The organism is Vibrio sp. 10N.261.51.A3 (assembly GCF_041471965.1).
In the GTDB taxonomy this organism is placed as follows: domain Bacteria; phylum Pseudomonadota; class Gammaproteobacteria; order Enterobacterales; family Vibrionaceae; genus Vibrio; species Vibrio crassostreae_C.
On sequence record NZ_JBFRPK010000074.1, the window covers coordinates 1 to 25,337 of the forward strand.

The window sequence follows — 25,337 nt, forward strand, 5'->3', positions numbered from 1 at the left end:
GCCTCCTCCTACTCGATTGCTGGTCTTCAATGGTTCTCTCTGCGGCATTTATGTCGTTTCGAAACCTGCTACTGTTAATAACAAGCGGTTTAATGATGGTGTTACAGCAAGCACTCTTTTCCTTGCTTCACTTTCTCATGTATAATTCGCGCCCTTAGATTTAGATATGATCTATTCTTGCTTCAAGTGCTGTGTAAATTCTCTAATTTACTTGGCGATGAGCGTTTTCAAAATTTTGAACATTAATGTTGTGAAAGTACTATGAAATTTATTGTTAAGCCCCATCCGGAAATTTTTGTAAAAAGTGAATCGGTGCGTAAGCGCTTCACAAGGATTCTAGAGTGCAACATTCGTAACGTTATTCAACGTCGCTGTGAAAGTGTTGCGGTATTCAACCGTCGCGATCATATTGAAGTGACGTCTGAGAGTGACCAGTACTACGCAGAAGTGTTAGAGGCTCTGACTCACACTCCAGGTATTCACCACTCTCTTGAAGTTCAACAGTCTGAATTCAAAGACTTGCACGATATTTACGAGCAAGTACTAGAACGCAGCCGTGCTGACATTGAAGGCAAGACTTTCTCTGTACGTGCTAAGCGTCGTGGTAAGCATGACTTTACCTCTATTGAACTTGAGCGCTACGTAGGCGGCGGTCTAAACCAAGCAGTTGAGTCAGCGAAAGTTCGACTTAAGAACCCTGATGTAACCGTTAAGGTTGAAGTGGCTAACGACAAGCTAAACCAAGTTCTAGCTCGTCACAAAGGCCTCGGTGGCTTCCCTCTTGGTACTCAAGAAGATCTACTGAGCTTGATCTCTGGCGGCTTTGATTCTGGTGTTTCAAGCTACCTGCACATCAAACGCGGCTCTAAGGTTCACTACTGTTTCTTCAACCTTGGTGGCCCAGCGCACGAGATTGGTGTTAAACAAGTGGCTCACTACCTATGGAATAAATACGGCTCATCTGCAAAGGTGAAGTTCATTTCTGTAGACTTTGAACCTGTGGTTGCTGAAATCCTTGAGAACGTTGAAGATGGCCAAATGGGCGTTGTTCTTAAGCGTATGTTCATGCGTGCTGGTGGTATGGTTGCAGACAAGTTCAAGATCGAAGCGTTGGTTACTGGTGAAGCACTAGGTCAGGTATCAAGCCAAACGCTAACTAACCTGCGTCACATCGACAACGTGACAGATACTTTGATTCTTCGTCCGCTTATCAACTGGGATAAAGAAGACATCATCGACCTTTCTCGTATCATCGGTACTGAAGACTTCGCTAAGGTAATGCCTGAGTACTGTGGTGTTATTTCTAAGAAGCCAACAGTGAAAGCGAAGAAAGGCAAACTGGAAGCAGAAGAAGCTAAGTTTAACTTTGAAGTGCTGGATCAAGTGATCGAGAACGCTCGTGTTATGGATATCCGTGACATCGAGAAAGAGAGCCAAGAGCAAGCGCCTGAAGTTGAACAAGTTCAAGCTGTTGCTGAGCACGCTATCGTTCTTGATATCCGTAGCCCAGAAGAAGAAGACGAAAGCCCATTAGAGATCGAGGGTGTTGAAATTAAACACATCCCATTCTTCAAGCTTTCGACTCAGTTTGGCGACCTAGACCAAGCGAAAGAGTACTTGCTGTACTGTGACCGTGGTGTAATGAGCCGTCTACAGGCACTTTACCTACAAGAGCAGGGCTTCCATAACGTTAAGGTTTACCGCCCATAGTGGTGTGTTGACCAAGCGTTAATCATTTTGCAAAGCCGTTTACTGAAAAGTAAGCGGCTTTTTTATTTTCTATTGTGAATGATTTACAGTAGTCAGACAGAGGCGTGAGTTTGGGCGTGCTATCGTCATGCTCAGCTTTGAAATTTTTGATTGATAGAAAGAGTGTGTTCTAAACGGGTTTATAAGTACCGAAGAAGTGTGAGTATCTTGAAGTATTCTGTTACTTTTTAGTGCAACTCAATGGTGCTATTTGTATGTGTTCAGTTGATTATTTGAGTGGGTGTCTGATTCTGTGATTGGCGATGAAAAATAATAAAGATTAATTAGCACAGCTATTGATAAACTTGTTGTTACATTTCTTTGCACATAAAAAAACACCGCCCATAAGGCGGTGTAAACAAATTTGACAGACAGGTCAAAATAAATACAGGAAGTACATGCCTCGTTTCAGTATAAACTGCAACAAAACATTTGGTAGAACTCTACCCAACTCGAAAAGAACGAGTTTGCAAACACAACATCGCAGGAGCTAAGCCAATTGATTCTAGAGAGAATCAAGCCGTTCAGGCTAGCTGCTGCGGGATGAAATATAGAATTTCTCTGGCTGCTAGGCAATGGACAAATTATAATGTTTCAGATAAAAAAAACTAATGCTTATTTAGAGAGTAACTATGTCTCGTCGATTACCCCCATTAAACTCGCTAAGAGTGTTTGAAGCTGCAGCTCGACACTTGAGTTTTACGCGTGCTGCAGAAGAGTTGTTTGTTACTCAAGCGGCAGTCAGTCATCAGATCAAAGCGCTTGAAGAATTCTTATCTTTGAAGCTGTTTCGCCGAAGAAACCGCTCTTTGCTGCTAACTGAAGAAGGTCAAAGCTACTTCTTAGATATCAAAGATATTTTCACATCACTAGCAGAAGCGACAGACAAAGTGCTGGAGCGAAGTGAGAAGGGCGCATTGACCATCAGTTTACCGCCGAGTTTTGCTATTCAATGGTTGGTACCAAGGCTCGCTGACTTTAATCAGCAAGAGCCTGATATTGATGTAAGAATCAAAGCCGTTGATATGGATGAAGGCTCGCTAACCGATGATGTAGACGTCGCTATCTATTATGGCCGAGGTAATTGGTCGGGGCTTAGAGCCGATAAGCTTTACCAAGAATACTTGATCCCTCTTTGCTCACCTTCCGTGCTGCTAGGAGTAAAACCATTAGAATCTCTCAGTGATTTAGCATGTCATACGCTATTGCATGATACTTCTCGAAAGGATTGGAAACAGTTCGCTAAGCAAAATAGCATCGATGGGGTAAACGTTAATCACGGCCCTATCTTCAGTCACTCAACCATGGTGCTGCAGGCAGCGGCTCACGGCCAGGGCATTGCTCTGGGTAACAACGTGTTGGCGCAGCCTGAAATCGAAGCGGGTCGTTTGATTGCGCCTTTTGATGAAGTGTTGGTGAGTAAGAACGCCTTCTATGTGGTTTGTCATGAGAAACAAGCCGACATGGGTCGTATTGCTACCTTCCGCGACTGGATGCTAGCGAAAGCGCAAAGTGAACAAGAGGACTTACTCGATGAATAACGTCATCATTGATGGTGAAGACAATCCCATCACCTTTATCTTTGCCCATGGTGCTGGCGCAGGCATGGAGCATGAGTTCATGCAGTCGGTAGCCAAAGGGTTAGCCTTTAAAGGGATACGAGTGATTCGTTTCAACTTCCCTTACATGATTAAACGTGCTGAAGATGGTAAGCGTCGTCCACCTGACAGAGCGCCTAAGCTACTTGAAGCTTACCAAGACATCATTGAGCAGTGCGATGCCGATAAGCTTGTGATTGGCGGTAAATCGATGGGAGGGCGTATGGCGAGCCATTTGTCTGAAGTTGATAAGGTGGCAGCGATGGCCTGTTTAGGCTTTCCTTTCCACCCTCCAGGTAAGCCAGAGAAGTACAAAGGTGAGCACTTAGCTGAGTTACAAAAGCCATGTTTTATTTTGCAGGGTGAGCGCGATACCTTTGGTAAGCGTGAAGAGTTTGCTGATTTTAATCTGTCGGATTCTATTCGTGTTGAATTTATCCCAGACGGTGATCACAGCTTTAAGCCGCGTAAGAGTTCTGGTTACACCGAGCAGCAGAATATTGCGTTAACCGTTGAGAAGTTATCAGCGTTTATCAAAGAGGTGCTCAATGAGAAGTAAGTATTTACTCACGTTTGCTGGCATCTCTGGCGCGGTTGCTGTGATGCTTGGCGCCTTTGCGGCTCACGGTTTGAAAGCTATCTTGCCTGAGTATCTGCTAGGCGTGTTTGAGACGGGTGTTCAGTACCAATTTATCCATACTCTAGCGATATTGGCGTGTGGCGCTCTGCTGCAGATGAAACTTGGCGCTAAATCACAAAAATATTTTTTCATTGCGGCAATTTGCTTTATCATCGGCATCCTTTGTTTTAGTGGCAGCCTTTATGGCTTGGCACTGACAGGAATAAAATGGTTTGGCCCTATCACTCCGTTTGGTGGTCTACTATTTATCATTGGTTGGGGAGTTTTCTCCTTCGCTGCTTTGAATATAAAAGAGGTAACTCAGTGAAACACGTACTACTTTATTGTCGCTCTGGTTTTGAAAAAGAATGTGCTGGCGAAATTCAAGACAAGGCAACACAACTGGAAGTGTTTGGTTTTCCTCGCCTAAAGAACAATACAGGCTTTGTATTGTTTGAATGTTACCAAGCAGGTGAAGCAGACAAGTTGATCAAAGAGATCGATTTCCAATCACTGATCTTTGCTCGTCAAATGCTAGCAGTGGCTGTTGAAATCAAAGACCTGCCAACCGATGACCGTATTTCTCCAATTCTTGAGGCGCTTTCTGAAAAAGAAGGTTTCCCTCGTTGTGGTGATATTCGTATCGAAACTCCAGATACTAACGAAGCAAAAGAGCTTTTGAAGTTCTGCCGTAAATTTACCGTGCCGATGCGTCAAGCTATGCGTGGTAAAGGCCTGATGACAGCGAAAGATAACGCTAAGAAGCCTGTGCTTCATTTATGCTTCATCGCTCCGGGTCACTGCTTTGTTGGTTACTCTTACCCAACGAACAACTCACAGTTCTTTATGGGTATCCCTCGTCTGAAATTCCCATCAGATGCGCCAAGCCGTTCTACATTGAAGCTAGAAGAAGCATTCCACGTATTCATCCCTCGTGATGAGTGGGACGAGCGTCTGGCTCCTGGTATGTGGGGTGTTGATTTAGGTGCGTGTCCAGGTGGTTGGACTTACCAATTGGTTAAGCGATCGATGTTCGTTCACTGTGTTGATAACGGCATGATGGCAGACAGCCTAATGGAAACGGGTCAAATTAAGCACCACATGGTGGATGGTTTTAAGTTTGAACCAGACCGTAAGAACGTAACTTGGATTATCTGTGACATGGTAGAGAAGCCAGCTCGTGTTGCACACCTTATGGGTGAGTGGATCATCAAAGGCTGGGCAAAAGAAGCACTGTTCAACCTTAAACTGCCTATGAAAGGCCGTTACGATGAAGTACTGCAAGATATCGAGAACCTAAAAGTGTTCCTGATTGAGAACAAAGTGAAGTTCAAGATGCAGGCTAAGCACCTTTACCACGATCGCGAAGAGATCACGGTCCACATTCAGGCGCTTTCAAACATCTCACCGCACTAATATTTACGTTAGTGTGTCAGTGATAAAAAATGCTCCTTTAAGGGGCATTTTTTGTATCAATATTATCGAGTCACAGCGACTTAAGCGTTTGCTTCGTAACGAATATCTTGCAGGTTGAACCCTAAATCAATATCGGTTTTGAGTGCCGATACTTGCTTACATACACGAGCGGATTCGATGTGTTCGTCGAACTTCTTACGATATTTTTTCGGCAGATCTTCTGCTTGATAGGCCGCTTCGATATCTGGGTAAGTGGTCAATATCTCTTTGGCTGCTTTTGGCCCGATACCTGGGATGCCCGGTACTTGGCTTGAGCTTACGCCCGTTAATCCCCAGTAATCCGCCAGTTGTTCAGGTTTAACGCCAAACTCAGCTTCGATAAAGGGTTTATCTAACCAGCGGTGCTGGAAGTAATCTCGGATCTGAAGCGTTGGTGACAACAGTTGGCAGTAGCCCTTATCCGTCGAGACGATGGTGACGGTTTCTCCGTGGTCAGCCACTTTCTTTGCCAGTGTTGCGACGAGATCATCCGCTTCATCGCCATCAGACAGCAGTGAATCAATGCCTAACTCCCACCAAGCTTGTTGAATAGCATCAAGGCCTTTCATCAATGGTTCTGGCATGGGTTTACGATTCTGCTTATAAGCAGGAAGCACATCTGCGCGCCAGCCACGGTCTTGTAAATGGTGATCAAATACCGCGATGATGTGGGTGGGCTTTGATTCATTCAGAATCTTATTGAGAGTGCGAATTGTGGTGGTAATGGTTCTTGCTATATCGGTTGGATCCGGCTGAACAGAGTGCACGCGTCGGATGAGGTTTAAGGCATCGATAATAACAAGATGGATAGACATAAGTTTCCACTAAATAGGCAATAAAAAAGGGGCTGCTAGCCCCTTATAGTAACGTATCACTTGGTGAGTTGAAACGTTGGTAACGTAAACGCCTTAATCACGTGAGGCGATTTTATAGCAAGGCACGTAGTCGGTCCCTCCCGGTAACTTCATTCGATGTTGCTCAACAAAGTCATTCAGCAGTTGGTCCATCTTGGTCATTAGCTCTTTGTCGCCATCAATTAGGAATGGGCCGTGCTTCTCGATCTCCAGAATACCCTCTGCTTTGACGTTACCAGCCACAATGCCTGAGAACGCTTTACGTAAATTAGCGGCTAGGCTTTCTGTTTTTTGGTCCATATGAAGATCAAGCGCCGCCATAGATTCGTGTGTTGGGTCGAATGGCAGTTGGAACTCAGGCTCAATATGCAGTGACCAGTTGTAGCTGTAGGCATCACCGGTCTCTTTACGGTGAGAACGCACATCTGGCATCGCTTGTTTCATGATTTTCGCAGCGCGTGCTGGGTCATCAATCACGATCTCGTAATGTTTCTGAGCATCAGGCCCTAGAGTTTCCCCAATGAACTTATCGATTGAGCGGAAGTAAGCCTCACTCTCTTTCGAGCCCGTTAACACAATCGGCATTGGCTGTTCGGCGTTATTCGGGTGCATCATGATCCCTAAGATGTACAGCAGCTCTTCGGCCGTGCCGGGGCCGCCTGGGAAAATGATGATGCCATGTGCCATACGAACAAACGCCTCAAGACGCTTCTCAATATCTGGCATGATCACCAGTTCGTTGACGATTGGGTTTGGTGGCTCAGCCGCAATGATCGAAGGCTCGGTAAGCCCAAGATAACGATGATCGGTGTAACGCTGCTTCGCGTGACCAATGGCAGCCCCTTTCATTGGGCCTTCCATTGCACCCGGTCCACAACCTGTACAGATATTCAGTTCACGGAGGCCGAGCTCATTACCGACTTCACGAGTGTATTGGTATTCGCTGGCATTAATAGAGTGACCACCCCAACATACAATCAGGTTAGGCTCGATGCCTGGCGTCAACGCACCTGCATTTCTCAAGATACCAAACACAAGGTTGGTAATGTGAGTGGCATTAGTCAGGTTGAGCCTTTGGTTATCGGCTAAGTGCATGTTGACGTAAACAATGTCACGCAGCACCGAGAATAGGTGTTCCTGAATACCCTTGATGATTTCACCATCGACAAAGGCATGCTCAGGTGGGTTGCTCAGTTCGAGCTTAATACCACGCTCACGGCGAACGACTTCGACATCGAACGACAGATATTTGTCGAGCAACTCTTTGGAGTTGTCGGTATGGCTACCTGAGTTCAGGACCGCTAACGTACAGTTACGATACAGTTGGTACAGATCACTAGACGCGGTTTTCTTAAGACGCTCAACCTCAAGTTGAGAGAGTAAATCCATGCTACCGGCAGGGCTGATATGAGTGATCATAGTGCCTCCTTGTTGAAAAGAGCAGGGGACGTTGAAGTGACCCTCTGGCTCGAGAGTGAGAAGCAAACGTTGAAAGTGTTTGGTTAAAGGTAGGAGAGAGTTAACCAGACGAAACGGATACGACAGCGTTGCTTGTCAAGAATGCTTGTTAAGCGAATGTTAATCATTAGCTTAGCAAACATTGAGGGAAATGGTATGTGATAAGTATTTGAAAAAATGAAATAAATTAAATCTAGGGCTGGCCTAGTGCCAAACAAGTTGGTTGTTACCGCGTTGTTTTGCTTTATTTAGCGTTGTATTGAGTCGTTCTAGCACTTCTTCTGGTGTATCTGACTCTTTAAACTGAGTACTTGCCGCGCATAAAGTAATCGTGATTTGTTGGTCACGGAACTTAAAGGGTAAGCGGCTTACTTGAGTTTGAATGTTTTGAATCACCTGATGGCAATATTCATCGGTTTGCTCTGGTAGCAGTAAGACAAACTCTTCACCTGAAAAGCGAGCCACAGTATCAGTGGTGCCGGCTTCTTTGGTGATGGTTCTTGCGATGATCTTGAGCGCTTTGTCGCCCGCGGTATAACCAAAGCTATCGTTAATTGCTTTGAAGTTGTCGATGTCGAGCAGTACTACGCGTAGCGAATGTTGCGCGCGGATCCAGCGGCGATACTCAAGCTCTAAGCGATCAGTAAAGGCAGTCCGATTGTAAACCTTGGTTAGAGGATCAAGCAGCATACGCTGAGCCTGATCTTCCAAACGCTTACGGTAATCTTGGGTCACTTCATAGAGTGAATCTAACTGAGTCTTTCCGTAACTCATTCTCTCTATCAGAGCTTGTTCTTTCTGCTCCGCGTGGTTTAGCCTTTCCGAAAGAGAGGCGATTTCACTGAGTAGCGGATTAATCGACAGCTTTAAACTATCAATATCCTTCGCTTTATCTACCGAGCTTTGGCTTCTAGTGACTAGTTCATTTAACTCAGAGTTTAGACCTTGGCGGTGCTCAAAGTAGCTCTGGCTCTGGTCGGCATTTTGGTCTGCCGTTTTGATGCTGGACGCTAAAGAAGAATTAAGCTGATCGATGAATTGTTCAGACTTCTTACGTTCTAGGTTGGTGCCTTCAATAACCAGTTTGAGGATCTGAAGTGTTAGCTCAAGTAGGTTTTGTGTGGAAACACCAAGCAGCAGCTTCGCTCGAATATCGGTAAGCAGATCACCCGATTCGCCCTCGAAGTCGAGTTCAGTGATCAGATGTTGTAGTTCGTTTGATAGGTCGGAAAGGAGCTCTTGTTCCGGAGAGTGCGCAGCGTCAGCAAAATGGGTGCGTGAGTTATTCGCCATAATCTTTATGGCACGCTCATAAATACCGAGAAGTTTCATGGCGTGGTCGACTTTCTGACTGCCATTGCATTCGGAGAAGCTAAGTAAGTTTCGTAGGTCGCGTTTGAGCTGTGCTGGAAGGCCAGTTATGCGCTGCAGCGTTTCCCCACTGTGCTTAATGCTATCGTCCAGATACCCGTTCTGTTTATCCATAGCCAACGTTTTCTGCTTAAGCATCCTTTCTAATACTGCCAGTTTTGGGATCATTGAGCTAATGTCTTTTTGCTTTTCTAGCTCTTCCCTAAGGGCAATGAGGTTTTCATCTAAATGGCTGTTACTACCAACACATGCATCACTTAAAGACGTGACGATACGCTTTAGAACTTTCTGTTCTCTAATAAACTTGAACGAGGTGTCTCTTTGCGTCAAACGGACCTGCTCCAACTGAGATTTCAGCTGGTGGAGTTGCGCCTGAATGTCTTTTTCAAGAATGCCCATAGATGTATTGATTAGCGCCGCGTAGACCGATCTCGATCATTTTGATGAAATTCCGTTACATCGATAATAACAAAACTAAAAATAAGGTCACGACTTGCTGCTCTTAACCGCTCGCAAATCAGTCATCTTTTAGCATTTTTTTGATGTTGTCCTCATTCTGGTACGAGGATTGTATTTTTATTAACCCTTGATTAATCGCATGTTTACACGCTTCTCTTATGTTACCAGTTGCAAGGCTCGCTGCTGGTGCATTATCGATAGCTTTTAGATAGACCCATTGGCTACTGCGCTCTTTGAGACTGATCTCACGAGCTAGATTGGTCGACATCAATAATACGTCGAGCAGCTCTTGATCGTTAATTGCGGTGTAAGCGCGTGGCAAGAATGGGTAGTCAGCGATGCCCATACGGACCGTTCGGTTGATGTTTCGCTCTGTTTCGAAGTCATTCACCCAAGATTGAATCTTTCTGAACATGTCCTCAGGCGACAAATCACGGTCCGCGTTTGGCTCGATATAAAGCAGGTTCGCATCCGAGAAGTGGTAGACACGAGCTGGGCCTTCAAGCTTAGATTTTAGGAATTCACCGAAAGCGTCTTCCAGTTCTAGACCGGCTTTGTAACCGTTCTGCGTGTACATATTGCGTAAGAACGGTAAATCAATCATCACGAAGCGTAAGCGGTCGTTGAGTGGCTCATGAATCAATTCGCCAAGTTGCCACTGTTCGAAGGTCTGGCTGGTTTGTTCCAGCGAGTTAGAGAGCTTCGCATTGAGCATTCTTAAGTTCGGAAGCTTTGAACGTGAGTGCGTAAATAGGTCGGTGCGCAGTGAGTCCACTTCTTTGGCTAAGGTTTGAATGAGATAGCCACGGCGCAGAACAAAGAAGAACAAGACAATGCTGAACAGGAATAGGGCGAACGATATTTTTTGGAACTTACGATGCTCCAGTTTGTATTGCTCTAGCTCTTGCGCTTGGCCTGCGTAGTGCAGGGTTTGTTCGGCAAATTCTTTCTGTTGACGGAACGCGTCTTCGCCAACACGGTTGAGTTTTTGCTGCTCTAGAGAGACAAGGCTGTTGTATTGCTTGAGGTTTGCCAATGCTTGCTGTGGACGACCTGCCTGTTCATAACCCAAAGAAAGTAAGTAGTACGAGCGTTGTGAAAGGCGCATGTTCTCTATCTGGCGTGAAATCTCAAGTGCACGTGTCGCATGCTTTATCACGTCTTCGCTTTCTTGTAGGTGATACGCTAACCCTGCAGATAACAGTGCAGCACGGCCTTCCAGCTTTGGAATGTCGGTATATTCCAGCAGCTCAAGGGCACGGGTTAGGTACTGTTCTGCTAGAGGGTAGTTATAAAGGCGTAAGTAGGTCGCCGATAGACTTAGTCGGATATCAATGACTTGGTGGATATCTCGGTCAGTGCTTTCGTGATCAAGAACGTTGAAGAAGTGTACCAAGGCAAGGTTATATTTCCCTTGATAGAAGTACACATCCCCCATTTTCTTAAGCACTTGTGCTAAGACAGGCGAGTTTTCAAAGTTATCATAGAAATCAGCGGCTTGAGATAGGTGTTCTAACGCTTTATCCAACACTTGGCGCTCAAAGAAAAGCTGCGCAAGTAGGCGGTTGACCTTGGCCAAACGTGAACTTAGATTGCCCTCTACTGATTTCCAGTAGCCATACAACAACTCGGATAACGCGTGGTTGTACTCTTTGTGAGTCAGATAAAACTCGCCGACGGAGATATGGTAGTCGATGGTGACTTTTTCAGAGTAACGTTGATCGAGATAGGTTTTGGCTTCTTGATAGAACTTTTCGGCTTCATCGATCTTGTTGTCGTAAGAGGCGATGTCGGCTTTCAACATGATCAAGTGATAGGTAATGCCTTCCGTTAAGCGTAAGGTTTTATTCACCGACTCTAGATTTGTTTCAATGTTAGTGAGCTCTGATTTTGCTTTGGCTGATTTTCTATCACTCAGCCAAAGTAAGCGAACTTTTAGGATCTGAAGATCTATTTTTAGGTAATCAAGCTTATAGGTTTGCGCTAGCTCGGAGGCTTTGTCGATGTGCTGAATCGCAATACGCATATTGCCAAGGTTGTATTCCGCTTTGGCTAAGATCTTATACGCATCGATACTGCTGTTTGGTGTTCGAATCGAGGAGTCTGTCTCTTCGCGAGAAATAGCTGAAGGGCTTTTCTCGCGTTGATCAGAAAGGACACGCAGCGTTAGGTAGCTGTTGGCCATTTGTTTTGCTTGGCTCGGCTCGATCTCAACCAAATTATTGGCTTCATTGAGTAGCGCCGACGAATAAACCGACGCATTGACCGATGTGCTTAAGCTTAAAATAAATAGACTAACAACGTATAACCAACGCATTTCAATGTCCCTTTAAAGATTTGGTAGGTTCAAATAAGTGTGGGTGGTTCTCGCCTGATTATTGGCGAGCCATACGCTTATTGTGGCTTGGTCTATCTTGCTCTGTTGAACGGTATGGGTTGATATCCAGACCACCACGACGTGTGTAACGTGCGAACACAGTTAGCTTCGAAGGTGCACAGTATTTCATGATGTCAGTGAAGATACGCTCAACACATTGTTCGTGGAATTCATTGTGCTCACGGAAAGAAACTAAATAGCGTAGCAGAGCTTCACGGTCAATTTGCTTACCAGAATATGCGATCTCAACGCTGCCCCAATCCGGTTGATTGGTGATCAAACAGTTCGACTTCAATAGGTGGCTGTGCAGTGTTTCTTCAACGTCTTGTTCGCCAGCAGCGCCTTCAAGCAGCGACGCTTCAAAGTCGTAGCTAGTGATTTGTATGTCTTGGTTGTCGATACAGTCACCTTCCATCGTCACGATAGGTTGGTTAGTGTAGTCGGTTACTGAGTTTACATTCACAATCACCGTTTCGCCTGCACATGCCGACAAATCTTGGGTCAGGCGCTCGGTTACTTGATCCCAGTTTTCAAATTGAGTCTGGTTGTAGCTGTTCAGGTACAGCTTGAAAGATTTTGATTCAATTAAATTTGGGCTGGTTGCTGGGATGAAAACTTCACCGACAGCCACTTGTGGTAGACCATTGGTGTTTAGCCACGAAAGCTCGTACATCGTCCAAATATCATGACCAACAAAAGGCAGCTCGCCGTTTAGCGCAAGATCATCGCGATTAAGGCTACGAGGCACTGGTTGCAATAAACTTGCATCGTATTGGTTAGAGTACTCAGTTTTTTGGCCAAGGGTTAAACCCGCTAGCTCTTTTGCGTCAGAATATTTGCTCATACTTTCGTTTCAAATTCGATTAGAATGGGGTCGATTTTACTGAATCCCCCTTACCCTGTCATTAAGTCATCGCTTAATCGGCGCGGAAAGGGCTCGGATTCTATTTATTATTTTGTGTTTAGGAGATTTTCATGACTCAACGTGCTCAAGACGCACTACTTTCTTTTAGTCAGCGATACGTTGACGCGTGGCAGCAGAAACACCAAAGCTTACCTCGTAATGAGGAGTTGGTGGACATCGTATCGCCATGCGTAGAAGAAAAGAGTGGCGATGCCGTGTTGTGGAAGCACTATCCACGTGAGCAATTCGCGGATTTCACCAACGTTGAAACCGGTATTGAGTTGACTCTGCATGAAGACATCAAAACTTTCTACGGCGCACAATTCAGCGCAGATATGAACGCAACTTTCGATGGTAACGAATTGACTCTGTTACAGATTTGGAGTGATGAAGACTTCGAATGCCTACAAGAAAACATTTTGGGTCACCTAGTAACTCAGCGTCGCTTGAAGCTAAAACCAACGGTTTTCATTGCCGCGACCGATGCTGAGCTGGATGTTATCTCTATCTGTAACCTAACGGGTAACGTGATTTTGGAGCGCTTAGGTACCAAAAATCGTGATGTGCTCGCCGAGACATTGGCAGAATTTTTAGAAAAGCTACAACCAGCGGTATAAATAGATGTACGTACTAGAACTTCAATTTGAGTGTTTTGATAACACAACGGTAAGCGCTGTCGACAAGGCGGTTAATGGCTTAATGGATGCACTTCGTTATAACGGACAAGTGTTAGGTCGTGAGTTCCCAATCGTGATGGGCGATGGTGAATTCTATGTTCGCGTTGTGTGCCCGGAGCAAGATAGCTTGCACCCGCGGAATCACTCAGACTTTGTGAAAGTGTGTTTTGATCGCTTGTCTAACGCGAGCCTACTAGCGCCTAAAATGCGTTTGCTAGGTCGAGATCTGAACTCAGAAGAAGTGGCAGAAGATGAAACACCAAGCTGGCAGGTGCTATACACGACTTTCGTGCACACCTGTTCACCGCTGCGTAGTGGCGATAGCTTGCTACCAATCCCTTTGTATCGCAATCCACCTACCTTCAATGGCGACCATAAAGCCGTGTTGAAATGGCAGACCGAATGGCAAGCCTGTGATGAAGTACAAATGGGTGGTGGTTGTCGCGCGGAACATGCAACGCTAACCGAGATCAGTGACACGAAGAGTGTGCTGTTTAAACGCGGTTGGGGTCTAAGAGGGCGCATTGAGTATCTGACTAAGGTTCCAACCTACTACTACTTATACCGTGTCGGTGGGATCAGCCTGAAAGATGAAAAAGAGCGCAAATGCCCGCAATGTGGTGGTGAATGGCTGCTAGATGCGCCTATCCACGATATTTTCTATTTCAAGTGTGATGACTGCCGATTGGTGTCAAACATCTCTTGGGATCACCTGAAGTAATCGACTTTGTTTCGCTTAAATCTGAGATGCTTTACTTTCTAGCAAATCTTTATCATTAAAAAAGGGGCTGACGTTATGTCAGCCCCTTCGGGTATCTATACAGTGCTGTCGTTTAGTTGATTACCAACCTTTAACGACGCCACCTTGGAAGATGTCAGAAGCTGCGTTGTACACTTCTTCAGTTTGGTAAGCTTTAACGAAGTTTTGTACGTTCTCAGCGTTTAGGTTGTCTTCACGAGAAACGATTAGGTTTACGTAAGGAGAATCTTTGTCTTCAACGAATACGCCATCTTTTTGTGGAGTCAGGTTGATAGAGCTCGCGTAAGTTGTGTTGATGATAGATAGAGCAACATCATCAAGAGAACGTGGCAGTTGAGCTGCGTCTAGTTCAACAATCGTTAGGTTCTTAGGGTTACCCACGATGTCGCGAACTGTAGCTAGAAGACCAGCGCCTTCACGAAGTTCAAGAAGACCTTGTTGCTCAAGAAGAAGTAGAGAGCGACCTAGGTTTGTAGGGTCGTTTGGTACAGCAATACGAGCACCGTCTTGGATTTCGTCTACCGATTTAACTTCTTTAGAGTAACCTGCAATTGGGTAAACAAACGTGTTACCAGCGATAGTTAGCTTGTAGCCACGGTCAGCCACTTGCTGATCTAGGTACGGTGCGTGTTGGAATGCGTTGATGTCGATAGAACCGTCATCTAGAGCTGCGTTTGGTGTTACGTAATCTGTGAACGTTACTAGCTCAACATCTAGGCCGTATTTCTCTTTCGCTACTTTAGCTGCCACTTCAGCAACTTGAGCTTCTGCACCTGCCATTACGCCAACTTTTACTTTAGAAGTATCCACTTCTTTATCACCACAACCTGCTAGAACTAGCGCTGAAGCTGCTGCTGCGATAGTTAGTAAACCTTTAAGGCTAAATTTCATAATAATCTCCTTTTAATAAATCTATTTAATTGGGTTCAGACGACTCTAATCTTTATGCGTGAGTCTTTATCTGTGGTCAACGCGGCGAACTAATGAATCACCGATTGATTGAATAATTTGTACCAGCACAATCAACATCACTACTGTCACAGCCATGATGGTCACATCGTAGCGGTGGAATCCGTAACGAATCGCGACATCACCTAGGCCACCACCGCCCACAGTACCGGCCATTGCTGAGTAGCTCACCAGAGTCACTAGCGTAATCGTTACTGAGTTGATAATAGTCGGTAGTGCTTCTGGAAGCAGAACCTTATTGATGATTTGTGTTGGTGTTGCGCCCATTGATTGAGCCGCTTCTACTAGACCTGTTGGTACTTCAAGTAGTGCACTTTCGATAAGTCGAGCCACAAATGGGATAGCACCAATCGTCAATGGAACAATCGCTGCTGTTGTGCCTATGAAGGTACCAATCAGCATCTTAGTTAGTGGGATAATCGCAACCATCAACACTAAGAAAGGCACTGAACGACCCACGTTCACAATCGCACCTAGAATCTTGTTTACTTTGGTGTTCTCTAACAGGCCACCTTTTTTAGTCGTGTGTAGAATCACGCCTAATGGAATACCGACAGCAAAGCCAACAATGCCCGCAACTGCAACCATGTAAAGCGTCTCGCCGGTTGCACCTAATAGAAGGTTACCGTTAAGGCTGATCCAGTCAGCAATCTCGTTGAAACTAAAGGACATAACCAAGCACCTCTACTTTTACATTGTTGTCGCGTAGGAATTGGATAGCAGCATTATCATCTGCTTCATTACCGAACAGTTCAGCGACCATCATGCCGAACTTCACGCCACCGGCGTAATCAAGGTCAGAACTTAAGATGCTGACATCGATATTGAATTTACGTGCGATTTGCGTCATTAGCGGAGCATCAACCGTTGCACCAGTAAACTCAAGACGCACCAGCGGGTAGCTGCTGTTTACGCGAGTCTCTTGCAAACGTGCTTGGTAATCTTCAGGGATCGTCAGATCCAACGTTGAGCGAATAAACTGATGCGCTAGCTCTGTCTTCGGATGAGCAAAGATGTCACCGACTGTACCTTTCTCTACCAATTCACCGTCGCCAATGATCGCAACCTCGTGACAAATGCTTTTAACCACATCCATCTCGTGTGTAATAAGCAGGATAGTGATGTTCAGCTTGCGGTTGATTTCACGCAGCAGCTCAAGGATAGATTGAGTTGTTGCTGGATCCAATGCGCTGGTGGCTTCATCACATAGCAGTACTTTCGGGTCAGAGGCCAGTGCGCGAGCAATCGCCACACGCTGCTTTTGACCACCACTTAGGTTTGCAGGGTAGGTGTCACGCTTATCAGCAAGGCCAACCAGTTCAAGTAACTCGCTGACTTTCGCTTCAATAATCGCTTTATCTTTACCAGCAAGTTCTAGAGGCAGTGCTACATTGTTAAATACAGTACGAGAAGACAGCAGGTTGAAGTGCTGGAATATCATGCCGATGTTACGGCGCGCTTCGCTAAGCTCTGATTTGCTGAGTTTTGTTAGGTCGATACCATCAACAATCACTTCACCCGAAGTCGGGGCTTCCAACATATTTACACAGCGGATTAGGGTACTTTTGCCTGCACCTGAAGAGCCGATGACTCCAAAGATTTGACCTTGAGGAATGTGGAGGTTGATATCAATTAAGGCATTGATTTCTTTAGTGCCTTGATAAAAAACCTTATTGACTTGATTCACTTTAATCATAGAGAAACCCGTGCAGGTAGAACAGAATAATATGTCGATAGCTCGCTCGATTTACAGACGATGCTATGGTGTTCTATGATCTAAGTCAATAGATATTTTTACGTCTAGACGGCTAAACGTCGATTGTATGGCTAAGCTAGAAACAAATCGTTAACGAACGCAAAACTAAATAGATAGTGATGAAGCAAATAAAGCGTGTAATAATTAATGATTAATAGAGAGTTGATAGAGAACAAAATTTTGTCTAAACCTGCTGTTTTTTTAGATCGTGATGGAGTGATTAACGTTGATCACGGCTACGTACATGATGAGCATGACTTTGAATACATCGATGGTGTGTTTGAAGCGGCGAAAGCGTTTAAAGATATGGGTTATTTATTGGTGCTAGTGACCAACCAATCTGGTATTGCTCGCGGCATGTTTAGTGAAGACCGTTTTCTTTCTTTAACGCAGTGGATGGATTGGAACTTTGTTGATAATGGTGTCGAGCTCGATGGCATTTATTACTGTCCTCACCACGCTGAGCACGGTATTGGTGACTACAAGCAAGATTGTGAATGTCGTAAGCCAAAGCCAGGCATGTTCATTTCTGCTCGTGACTTTCTGAAGATTGATATGGCTAACTCGGTCATGATCGGCGATAAAGCGGAAGACATGATGGCTGCAGAAGCAGCAGGTGTTGGTACTAAAGTCTTGGTAAGAACGGGTAAACCCATCACTGAAAAAGGTGAAGCGTTGGCTAGCGTGGTACTTGATAGCATTAAAGACGTACCCGCTTTCTTAAAAGGCTAAACGTTTTATTTATCACTAAGGTATGGACCTATCATTAGGCACTTACATTAGGTTTGTTCGAACCTGTGAATAGGCTAAGTGTCGTTGACTATATAAAGATGAGGAACGAAGTATGAAAGCTATGTTGGTAGCATCTCTATGTACAGTAGCATTGGTTGGGTGCTCTAAATCAGCAGCCCCTGAGACTGATAGCGCAACATCGAATGATCAATTCGCGACTTATCAATGTGAGTCTGACGTCTCGTTTGATGTGTCTTACCTTGATAATGAAAAAGCGGTACTACGCTTGCCTGATAATGAATACCGCCTGACTCAAGTTCCAGCGGGCTCAGGAACCAAATACATCTTAGATGATGGCACTTCAGAGATGATTAACAGCATCACTTTGCGCACGAAAGGTGACAATGCGCGTCTAGAACTTGGTCGCGTAGTCTATCGAAATTGCCAAAAGTAAGTCATAGTAAGAACTGCTAGTATTTACAAACAGTTAAGTGAGGGAATCTACCCTCACTTTTTCTTCTCTTCCCTTTAACGTTAGACTTTTTATGAGCAAAAAACTCACTATTCTTGATATTGCAAAGCTGTCCGGTGTTGGTAAGTCAACCGTATCACGCGTTCTGACCAATGATCCAAAAGTGAAACCTGAAACCCGTGAAAGGGTGGAAAGAGTAATTCAAGAATCTGGGTACACGCCTTCAAAATCTGCGCAATCGATGCGCGGTGGCAGTCAAAAAGTCATCGGCGTAATCATTTCTCGTCTGGACTCTCCTTCTGAAAACAAAGCGGTAAGTACGATGCTGGCCGAGTTGTATCGAGCGGATTACGATGTCGTGATCATGGAAAGCCAACTTGATAGAGATAAAGCCAATGAGCACCTGCAAGTTCTAAAGCGTCGTAACGTTGATGGCATTATTGTATTTGGTTTTACTGACTGCGATATTCCGGCAATCGAAGCTTGGGAACACAAAGCGGTGGTGATTGCTCTGGATACCGAGAACGTGACGTCGATTAACTATGATAACCAACAGGTGATCAATAGTGCGTTGGTGCATTTATCGGATCAAGGGATCTCTGACGTTGGCTTTATCGGGGTTGATCCTAGTGATAAATCAACCGGTGAACTGCGTCTTAAGGCTTATCTCGATTGGTGTGAAAACACAGGTTCAGTGGCAAACTATCGTACTGGTCAACTTCATCACGAAAGTGCTTATCAGCTGGTGGATGAGGTGTTAACTCCCGCGACTCAAGCGATCGTTTGTGCCAGTGATACGCTGGCTCTTGGTGTAATCAAGCGTCTGCAAGAACTACAACGTGAAGATGTGGTCGTCACTGGCGTTGGTGGTAATGATCTTCTCTCTTTCTTATTCCCACGAGTATTTAGCATTGATCCTGGTTACCAATCTGCAGGTAAGTTGGCTGCTAATCTATTGATCTCTCAGCTTTTAGGCAATTCAGAGATCTCTCATCATACGCAATCTCCTATTCTATAATCCACTCAATTAAGCGAAATTGAACGGCTTAGATTAAAATTAGAGTGTGATCTCTTTCAATTAATGGGATTGTTCCCATTTTAATTTATCATTCATACGGGCATTATAATAACCGTAATTGGGAATGTTCCCATAAATCTAAGTCTGAGTGATTATAGCTTGCATGGTTTAGATGAGTAATTGAATGAAACCAGGGTGGGGTAGTATGAGTAAGATAGCGAAGCAAGACGTTGCGCGTCTTATCGAGTTAGTCGGTGGTAAAGAAAACATTGCGAGTGTCAGCCACTGTCTGACTCGACTGCGTTTTGTATTGAACGATACAGAGCAGGCCAACAAAGCTGAACTCGAAAAACTGAAGCTAGTAAAAGGCTGTTTTACTAATGCAGGCCAATTCCAAGTTGTGATTGGCACTGAAGTTGATGAAGTGTACGCACTTCTGATTGAACAGACAGGTAAAGAGGCATCATCAAAAGATGAGGCGAAGCTGGCTGCTCGTCAAAACATGAACTTCCTTGAGCGTGGTATCTCCCATTTAGCCGAAATTTTCGTACCACTGCTGCCTGCCATCATTACAGGTGGTTTGATTCTTGGTTTCCGTAATGTGATTGGCGACATTCGCATGTTCGACGGCAAAACCCTCGTTGAAATCAGTCAATTCTGGGCAACCGTTCACTCTTTCTTATGGTTGATCGGCGAAGCTATTTTCTTCTTCCTACCGGTTGGCGTGTGTTGGGCTACGGTTAAGAAGCTTGGCGGAACCCCTATTTTGGGTATCACGCTCGGTGTGACCTTAGTTTCACCACAACTCATGAACGCATACATGATAGGTAAATCGGTACCTGAGGTATGGGATTTTGGACTGTTTGTGATTGAGAAGGTCGGTTATCAGGCTCAGGTGATCCCTGCAATGTTAGCGGGTGTGGCTTTGGCGTTCATTGAAACCAATCTTAAGCGCATCGTCCCAGCTTACTTGTACCTAGTGGTTGTGCCATTTGTATCGATTATTTTGTCTGTGATTCTAGCGCACGCTTTCATTGGCCCATTCGGTCGTATGTTAGGCGATGGTGTGGCATTCGCGGCTAAAGCGGCAATGACAGGTGATTTTGCGATTCTTGGTTCAGTGGTATTTGGCTTTCTTTACGCACCTTTGGTTATCACGGGTATTCACCACACAACCAACGCCGTGGATCTGCAATTGATGCAAGACTTAGGCGGCACACCAATCTGGCCTTTGATTGCACTATCAAATATTGCACAAGCATCGGCAGTAGTGGGCATCATTATCTTGAGTAAGCGTGAAGGTGAACGAGACATCTCGGTTCCTGCAGCAATCTCAGCCTACTTAGGTGTAACAGAGCCTGCGATGTACGGTATTAACCTTAAATACAAATTCCCAATGCTCAGCGCAATGATTGGTAGTGCTGTTGCAGCCGCAATCTGTGGCAGCGCAGGTGTGATGGCGAATGGTATCGGTGTTGGCGGCTTGCCGGGCATCCTATCGATTCAACCTCAATATTGGTCGATTTACCTAGTCGCGATGCTGGTGGCGATAGTACTGCCTATCACGTTAACCCTGTTCTTCTACAAGCGAGCCCAATCAAAGGGTGAGTTAGAAACCGCCAACGCGTAATGCATTTAATAAGCGATGACTCCAAAGTGAGCCATCGCTTTTTCTCTTAGTTATAGCTTTTTCTTTTAGTTATAACGGCTATTCGACCATGATTCACATGGTGATTTTTATTTTATATTTTCTGGTAAGTGAGTGTTAGAGATGGCGATGACTGAGCATGATGAAAGTTGGTGGAAAACCGCAACCATCTATCAAATCTACCCAAAGAGCTTTTGTGACAGTGGCAGTAAAGGTACTGGCGACATCAACGGGATCATTTCAAAACTGGATTATCTTAAACACTTGAGTGTGGATGCCATTTGGTTAACCCCAGTTTACGCATCCCCAATGATCGATAACGGCTACGATATTTCAGATTACTACGCGATTAACCCGCAATTCGGCACCATGGAAGATTTCGACCTATTGCTGGCTGAAGCGCACCAACGTGGTATTCGTATCGTGATGGATATCGTGGTAAACCACACCTCAACAGAACATGCGTGGTTTCAGTCAGCATTGGGTGATAAAAACAGCCCATACCGCGACTACTACATATGGAAAGATCCTGTAAACGGCCAAGCACCAACCAACTGGCAGTCTAAGTTCGGTGGTAATGCATGGGAAATGGATGAAGCGACGGGTCAGTATTTCCTACACCTATTCGCGAAAGAGCAAGCCGACCTTAACTGGGAGAACCCGGTTGTACGCGAAGAAGTGAAAGACGTCATTAGCTTCTGGGCTGAGAAGGGCGTTGATGGTTTCCGCTTGGACGTGATCAACCTGATTTCGAAACAGCAAGACTTCCCCAATGATGATATCGGTGATGGTCGTCGTTTTTACACTGATGGCCCACGAGTGCACGAATACCTGAAAGAGATCAGCGAAGCGGTATTCCAGAAATACGGCAGCGTGACAGTAGGCGAGATGTCTTCAACGACACTCGAGCATTGCCAACAGTACTCAAACATTGATAACAGCGAGTTATCGATGGTGTTTAACTTCCACCACCTTAAGGTGGATTACACCAATGGTGAGAAGTGGACTAATGCGCCGTTTGATTTCTTGCAGCTCAAGTCGATCTTCAATCATTGGCAAACGGGTTTGAACGGCAAGGGCTGGGGCGCATTGTTTTGGTGTAACCACGACCAACCGCGAGTCGTGAGCCGCTTAGGTGATGATCAGCAATATCGTGTTGAGTCGGCCAAGATGTTGGCTGCTTCTGTGCACATGATGCAAGGCACGCCTTATATCTATCAAGGTGAAGAGATTGGTATGACCAACCCTGGCTATACTGACATCAGCCAGTATCGTGATGTTGAGAGTACCAATATGTACGACATCATGGTTAACCGTGATGGTGTGGCTCATCAAGATATGATGGCGATTCTAGCGCAGAAATCTCGTGATAACTCTCGTACACCAATGCAATGGAATAGTGAGCCTTACGCCGGATTCTCACAAGCTCAGCCATGGCTTGATGTAGCGAATAATTACTCTGAGATTAACGCTGAGCAAGCACTGGAAGATAAAGATTCTGTATTTTACTTCTATAAGAGCTTGATTGAGTTACGCAAACAAGTACCAGTGATTACGGATGGCAGCTATCAAGATCTATTGCCTGAGCACCCGTCGGTATTTGCGTACTCTCGTGAGAGTGAAGGACAAACTCTGCTGTGCATTAACAACTATTATGGTGAAGAGGCTGAATGCGTTTTACCTGAACGTTTTGAGATGGCAAAGGCTAAGAGCTTGTTGTCTAATTATCAAGTGAGCGAGAGTTTAGTGGCGTCTCATCATCAAGTTTTGCAACCTTACGAGACTCGTATTCTTTTGATCGAAGGTTAGCCTTGTTTTTATTTCAATCGGCTTGATTCTCTTCCCCTTAAAGGATTCGGCTGTTAAAAGGCTTTGGAGTGCTCCCCAAAGCCTTTTTTGTTTTAGTGATGGCTGGAATATCGTGCCTCGAGTCTACTTGCTAGAAGTTTGAGCATCGAGTGCCAGCAACGACAGAGCAGGTAATGAACTTTAAGACGCGTAATTCACCGAGTAGCGAGTTGGTTTGTGGTTCATTGCCAATACGATGTTCAATACTGCGGTGCCTAATACAGATACGGCAATCACCCAAGGTGACACGAAGAAGAACGATGCAAACAGAATACACGCATCAATACCCATTTGTGTTTTGCCTACCGAGATACCGTAGCGGTCTTGGATAAACAAGCACAGTACGTTGAAGCCACCCAGACTTGAGCGGTGACGGAATAGGATTAGCATACCTAAGCCCATTAGTAAGCCGCCGGCAACAGCACAATAGATCTCGTTATGAACTTCTAGCGAGATAACTAAGTATAAATGATCGGCAAACACAGACACTAAAGCACCAGAAATCGCACTGCTAATAGCAAAGCTACGGCCGAATCGTTTCCATGCTAATAAATAGAATGGACAATTGGCAACAAAGTACAAAATACCAAAGGTTACAGGCAAGAATTGACTCAAAAGCAGAGCCAAGCCAGTAGTGCCCCCGGTAAGCAGGTTCGCTGACTGTAAAAAGAAGACGCCTAACGCCACTAAAAACGTGCCAGTGAGAATCGCTACCCAATCTTCTTTACGTGAGTGTTTTTCCATCGTTTTTATAATTACCTAACCAATAAAGGCGTGCATAGTAGAGAAAAACCTTAGCTTTCGGTAGCTTGAGGGGCAAAATTAAGGTAAACCTATGTAATCTGCGTTTTACAGGGTGTAAAGCGTAAAATTGACAGTAAGCGCCATCTTTGGTTGGATAAGCCAAATAACCATGATGAATCTTATTTGTGATTATGAAAAAACTGCATGATAAAATTGCAATTAGCTCTTTATGACCTAGATCAAATTATGTAGAATGCGTCACATCAAAACGGTGACGGAAACGTTTGCTTTCGGTCGTTGTGTGGTTTTTTTGAAACTTTCAGTACAATCTGAGTCAGGAGATACAGATGCTTAAGCGTGACATGAACATTGCTGATTACGATGCGGATCTATTCGCAGCTATCCAAGAAGAAACTCTTCGTCAGGAAGAGCATATCGAACTTATCGCTTCAGAAAACTACACAAGCCCACGTGTAATGGAAGCTCAAGGTTCTCAGCTAACAAACAAATACGCTGAAGGCTACCCAGGCAAGCGTTACTACGGTGGTTGTGAGTACGTAGACAAAGTTGAAACTCTAGCAATTGAACGTGCATGTGAACTATTTGGTGCAGAGTACGCAAACGTACAGCCTCACTCAGGTTCTCAAGCAAATAACGCTGTATACATGGCACTACTAAATGCAGGCGATACGGTTCTAGGTATGAGCCTAGCACACGGTGGTCACCTAACTCACGGTTCTCCAGTAAACTTCTCTGGTAAGCTTTACAACATCATCCCTTACGGTATCGATGAAGCGGGTCAAATCGATTACGAAGAGATGGAAAAGCTGGCTATCGAGAACAAGCCTAAGATGATCATCGGTGGTTTCTCTGCTTACTCTCAAATCTGTGATTGGAAGCGCATGCGTGAAATCGCTGACAAAGTAGGTGCTTACCTGTTCGTAGATATGGCTCACGTAGCAGGTCTAATCGCTGCAGGCGTTTACCCGAACCCAGTGCCACACGCTCACGTAGTAACTACAACGACGCACAAAACGCTTGCGGGTCCTCGTGGTGGTCTAATCCTTTCTAACGAAGGCGAAGATCTTTACAAGAAGCTGAACTCAGCAGTATTCCCAGGCGGCCAAGGTGGTCCTCTAATGCACGTTATCGCTGGTAAAGCAGTAGCGTTCAAAGAAGCTCTAGAGCCAGAGTTCAAAGAATACCAAGCACGCGTTGTTGCTAACGCAAAAGCAATGGTTGCTGAATTCCTAGCTCGTGGTTACAACATCGTTTCAGGTTCTACAGAGAACCACCTGTTCCTAGTTGACCTAATCAACAAAGACATCACAGGTAAAGAAGCAGATGCAGCACTAGGTGCAGCAAACATCACTGTAAACAAGAACTCAGTACCAAACGACCCACGTAGCCCATTCGTTACTTCAGGTATCCGTATCGGTTCTCCTTCTATCACTCGTCGCGGTTTCTCAGAAGCAGACGCGAAAGAGCTAGCAGGTTGGATCTGTGACATCCTAGATAACATGGGTGATGAGTCTGTTATCGAAGCGACTAAAGCAAAAGTACTAGAGATCTGTAAGCGTCTACCGGTTTACGCTTAATTTTTCTGGCTCAAATAGCTTAATTTCTGTGTCAAAGGTGCTCATTTACATTCGTAAACTCCGCGCCTTTTCCTTGAACTAAAGCTATTTGATTGAAAAATACGATTTGAAAGGCTCCTGTTGGGAGCTTTTTTTGTTTTTTTTGGTATTACGTTGTCGAGCATGCTCACTTACATTCGTAAGCTCCGCGTGCTCTCCTAGAATTTCAAACAACTACTTTGAAAAATATTGATACTAGAGGCTCCTTAATAGCCTGTCTCTTGATCACAAG

The 25,337-nt window shown here is 45.0% G+C and carries 22 protein-coding genes; 13 read left to right on the top strand and 9 right to left on the bottom strand.

Going from position 1 to position 25,337, the window contains the following annotated elements; genetic code table 11:
* Positions 1-261 precede the first annotated feature (261 nt).
* The 5 genes from thiI (at position 262) to rlmM (ending at position 5,382) form a co-directional block, all read left to right on the top strand.
* Positions 262-1,710, top strand: a complete 1,449-nt coding sequence (gene thiI / locus AB4371_RS17555; RefSeq protein WP_029235325.1) for a tRNA uracil 4-sulfurtransferase ThiI — start codon at positions 262-264, stop codon at positions 1,708-1,710.
* 671 nt (positions 1,711-2,381) lie between these two features.
* Positions 2,382-3,290, top strand: coding sequence for a transcriptional regulator GcvA (locus AB4371_RS17560; RefSeq protein WP_372150407.1), 909 nt, complete (start codon positions 2,382-2,384; stop codon positions 3,288-3,290).
* Positions 3,283-3,906 carry an alpha/beta fold hydrolase gene (locus tag AB4371_RS17565; protein WP_372150408.1) on the top strand — a complete coding sequence of 208 codons (624 nt, stop codon included), beginning with the start codon at positions 3,283-3,285 and terminating at the stop codon, positions 3,904-3,906. Before AB4371_RS17560 ends, AB4371_RS17565 begins: the two co-directional genes overlap by 8 nt.
* A complete protein-coding gene (locus AB4371_RS17570; protein ID WP_017060774.1) occupies positions 3,896-4,294 on the top strand; it encodes a DUF423 domain-containing protein in 399 nt (132 codons plus the stop codon). Before AB4371_RS17565 ends, AB4371_RS17570 begins: the two co-directional genes overlap by 11 nt.
* Positions 4,291-5,382, top strand: coding sequence for a 23S rRNA (cytidine(2498)-2'-O)-methyltransferase RlmM (gene rlmM, locus AB4371_RS17575; protein ID WP_017070491.1), 1,092 nt, complete (start codon positions 4,291-4,293; stop codon positions 5,380-5,382). Before AB4371_RS17570 ends, rlmM begins: the two co-directional genes overlap by 4 nt.
* An 80-nt stretch (positions 5,383-5,462) precedes the next feature.
* Here rlmM and xni read toward each other — a convergent pair whose 3' ends face one another.
* From xni to queF, 5 genes are all read right to left on the bottom strand, one after another.
* On the bottom strand, positions 5,463-6,236 hold the full coding sequence (gene xni / locus AB4371_RS17580; RefSeq protein ID WP_017069498.1) for a flap endonuclease Xni: 774 nt from the start codon (positions 6,234-6,236) through the stop codon (positions 5,463-5,465).
* A 93-nt stretch (positions 6,237-6,329) separates the two neighbouring features.
* On the bottom strand, positions 6,330-7,694 hold the full coding sequence (ppnN, locus tag AB4371_RS17585) for a nucleotide 5'-monophosphate nucleosidase PpnN (RefSeq protein ID WP_017060771.1): 1,365 nt from the start codon (positions 7,692-7,694) through the stop codon (positions 6,330-6,332).
* 243 nt (positions 7,695-7,937) lie between these two features.
* Positions 7,938-9,503 (bottom strand): GGDEF domain-containing protein, encoded by a 1,566-nt coding sequence (locus AB4371_RS17590; RefSeq protein WP_081229491.1) that lies wholly within the window; start codon positions 9,501-9,503, stop codon positions 7,938-7,940.
* A gap of 118 nt (positions 9,504-9,621) precedes the next feature.
* Complete coding sequence (locus AB4371_RS17595; RefSeq protein WP_372150409.1) at positions 9,622-11,880, bottom strand: tetratricopeptide repeat protein; 2,259 nt, start codon at positions 11,878-11,880, stop codon at positions 9,622-9,624.
* A 58-nt stretch (positions 11,881-11,938) separates the two neighbouring features.
* Positions 11,939-12,784 (bottom strand): NADPH-dependent 7-cyano-7-deazaguanine reductase QueF, encoded by an 846-nt coding sequence (queF, locus tag AB4371_RS17600; protein ID WP_017060768.1) that lies wholly within the window; start codon positions 12,782-12,784, stop codon positions 11,939-11,941.
* Between the two features lie 131 nt (positions 12,785-12,915).
* Here queF and syd point away from each other — a divergent pair, with 131 nt between their 5' ends.
* Both syd and AB4371_RS17610 read left to right on the top strand, forming a co-directional pair.
* On the top strand, positions 12,916-13,461 hold the full coding sequence (gene syd, locus AB4371_RS17605; RefSeq protein WP_050633962.1) for a SecY-interacting protein: 546 nt from the start codon (positions 12,916-12,918) through the stop codon (positions 13,459-13,461).
* Between the two features lie 4 nt (positions 13,462-13,465).
* Positions 13,466-14,242 carry a Zn-ribbon-containing protein gene (locus AB4371_RS17610; protein WP_017060766.1) on the top strand — a complete coding sequence of 259 codons (777 nt, stop codon included), beginning with the start codon at positions 13,466-13,468 and terminating at the stop codon, positions 14,240-14,242.
* Positions 14,243-14,362: 120 nt separating this feature from the next.
* On the opposite strand, the gene AB4371_RS17615 is transcribed toward AB4371_RS17610, so the two are convergent.
* From AB4371_RS17615 to metN, 3 genes are all read right to left on the bottom strand, one after another.
* Complete coding sequence (locus tag AB4371_RS17615) at positions 14,363-15,172, bottom strand: MetQ/NlpA family lipoprotein (RefSeq protein WP_019824947.1); 810 nt, start codon at positions 15,170-15,172, stop codon at positions 14,363-14,365.
* A gap of 66 nt (positions 15,173-15,238) precedes the next feature.
* The gene (locus tag AB4371_RS17620) at positions 15,239-15,922 is read right to left on the bottom strand and encodes a methionine ABC transporter permease (protein WP_017060764.1); all 684 of its coding nucleotides are present in this window, start codon (positions 15,920-15,922) and stop codon (positions 15,239-15,241) included.
* Complete coding sequence (gene metN / locus AB4371_RS17625) at positions 15,912-16,946, bottom strand: methionine ABC transporter ATP-binding protein MetN (protein ID WP_372150410.1); 1,035 nt, start codon at positions 16,944-16,946, stop codon at positions 15,912-15,914. Before metN ends, AB4371_RS17620 begins: the two co-directional genes overlap by 11 nt.
* 207 nt (positions 16,947-17,153) lie before the next feature.
* On the opposite strand from metN, the gene gmhB reads away from it, so the two are divergent.
* The 5 genes from gmhB to treC all read left to right on the top strand — a co-directional run bounded on the left by gmhB (position 17,154) and on the right by treC (position 22,685).
* Positions 17,154-17,738, top strand: a complete 585-nt coding sequence (gene gmhB / locus AB4371_RS17630) for a D-glycero-beta-D-manno-heptose 1,7-bisphosphate 7-phosphatase (protein ID WP_017060762.1) — start codon at positions 17,154-17,156, stop codon at positions 17,736-17,738.
* Between the two features lie 112 nt (positions 17,739-17,850).
* Positions 17,851-18,192, top strand: coding sequence for an MliC family protein (locus tag AB4371_RS17635; RefSeq protein ID WP_017060761.1), 342 nt, complete (start codon positions 17,851-17,853; stop codon positions 18,190-18,192).
* A 91-nt stretch (positions 18,193-18,283) separates the two neighbouring features.
* Positions 18,284-19,228, top strand: a complete 945-nt coding sequence (gene treR, locus AB4371_RS17640; protein WP_017060760.1) for a trehalose operon repressor TreR — start codon at positions 18,284-18,286, stop codon at positions 19,226-19,228.
* Between the two features lie 205 nt (positions 19,229-19,433).
* A complete protein-coding gene (treB, locus tag AB4371_RS17645) occupies positions 19,434-20,858 on the top strand; it encodes a PTS trehalose transporter subunit IIBC (protein WP_017063347.1) in 1,425 nt (474 codons plus the stop codon).
* A gap of 141 nt (positions 20,859-20,999) precedes the next feature.
* The gene (gene treC / locus AB4371_RS17650) at positions 21,000-22,685 is read left to right on the top strand and encodes an alpha,alpha-phosphotrehalase (protein ID WP_137001648.1); all 1,686 of its coding nucleotides are present in this window, start codon (positions 21,000-21,002) and stop codon (positions 22,683-22,685) included.
* A 180-nt stretch (positions 22,686-22,865) separates the two neighbouring features.
* Here the strand turns inward: treC and AB4371_RS17655 are convergent, their stop codons facing one another.
* Positions 22,866-23,468 (bottom strand): YitT family protein, encoded by a 603-nt coding sequence (locus AB4371_RS17655; RefSeq protein ID WP_017060757.1) that lies wholly within the window; start codon positions 23,466-23,468, stop codon positions 22,866-22,868.
* Positions 23,469-23,815: 347 nt separating this feature from the next.
* Here AB4371_RS17655 and glyA point away from each other — a divergent pair, with 347 nt between their 5' ends.
* Positions 23,816-25,066, top strand: a complete 1,251-nt coding sequence (gene glyA, locus AB4371_RS17660) for a serine hydroxymethyltransferase (protein WP_017066387.1) — start codon at positions 23,816-23,818, stop codon at positions 25,064-25,066.
* Positions 25,067-25,337: the final 271 nt, after the last annotated feature.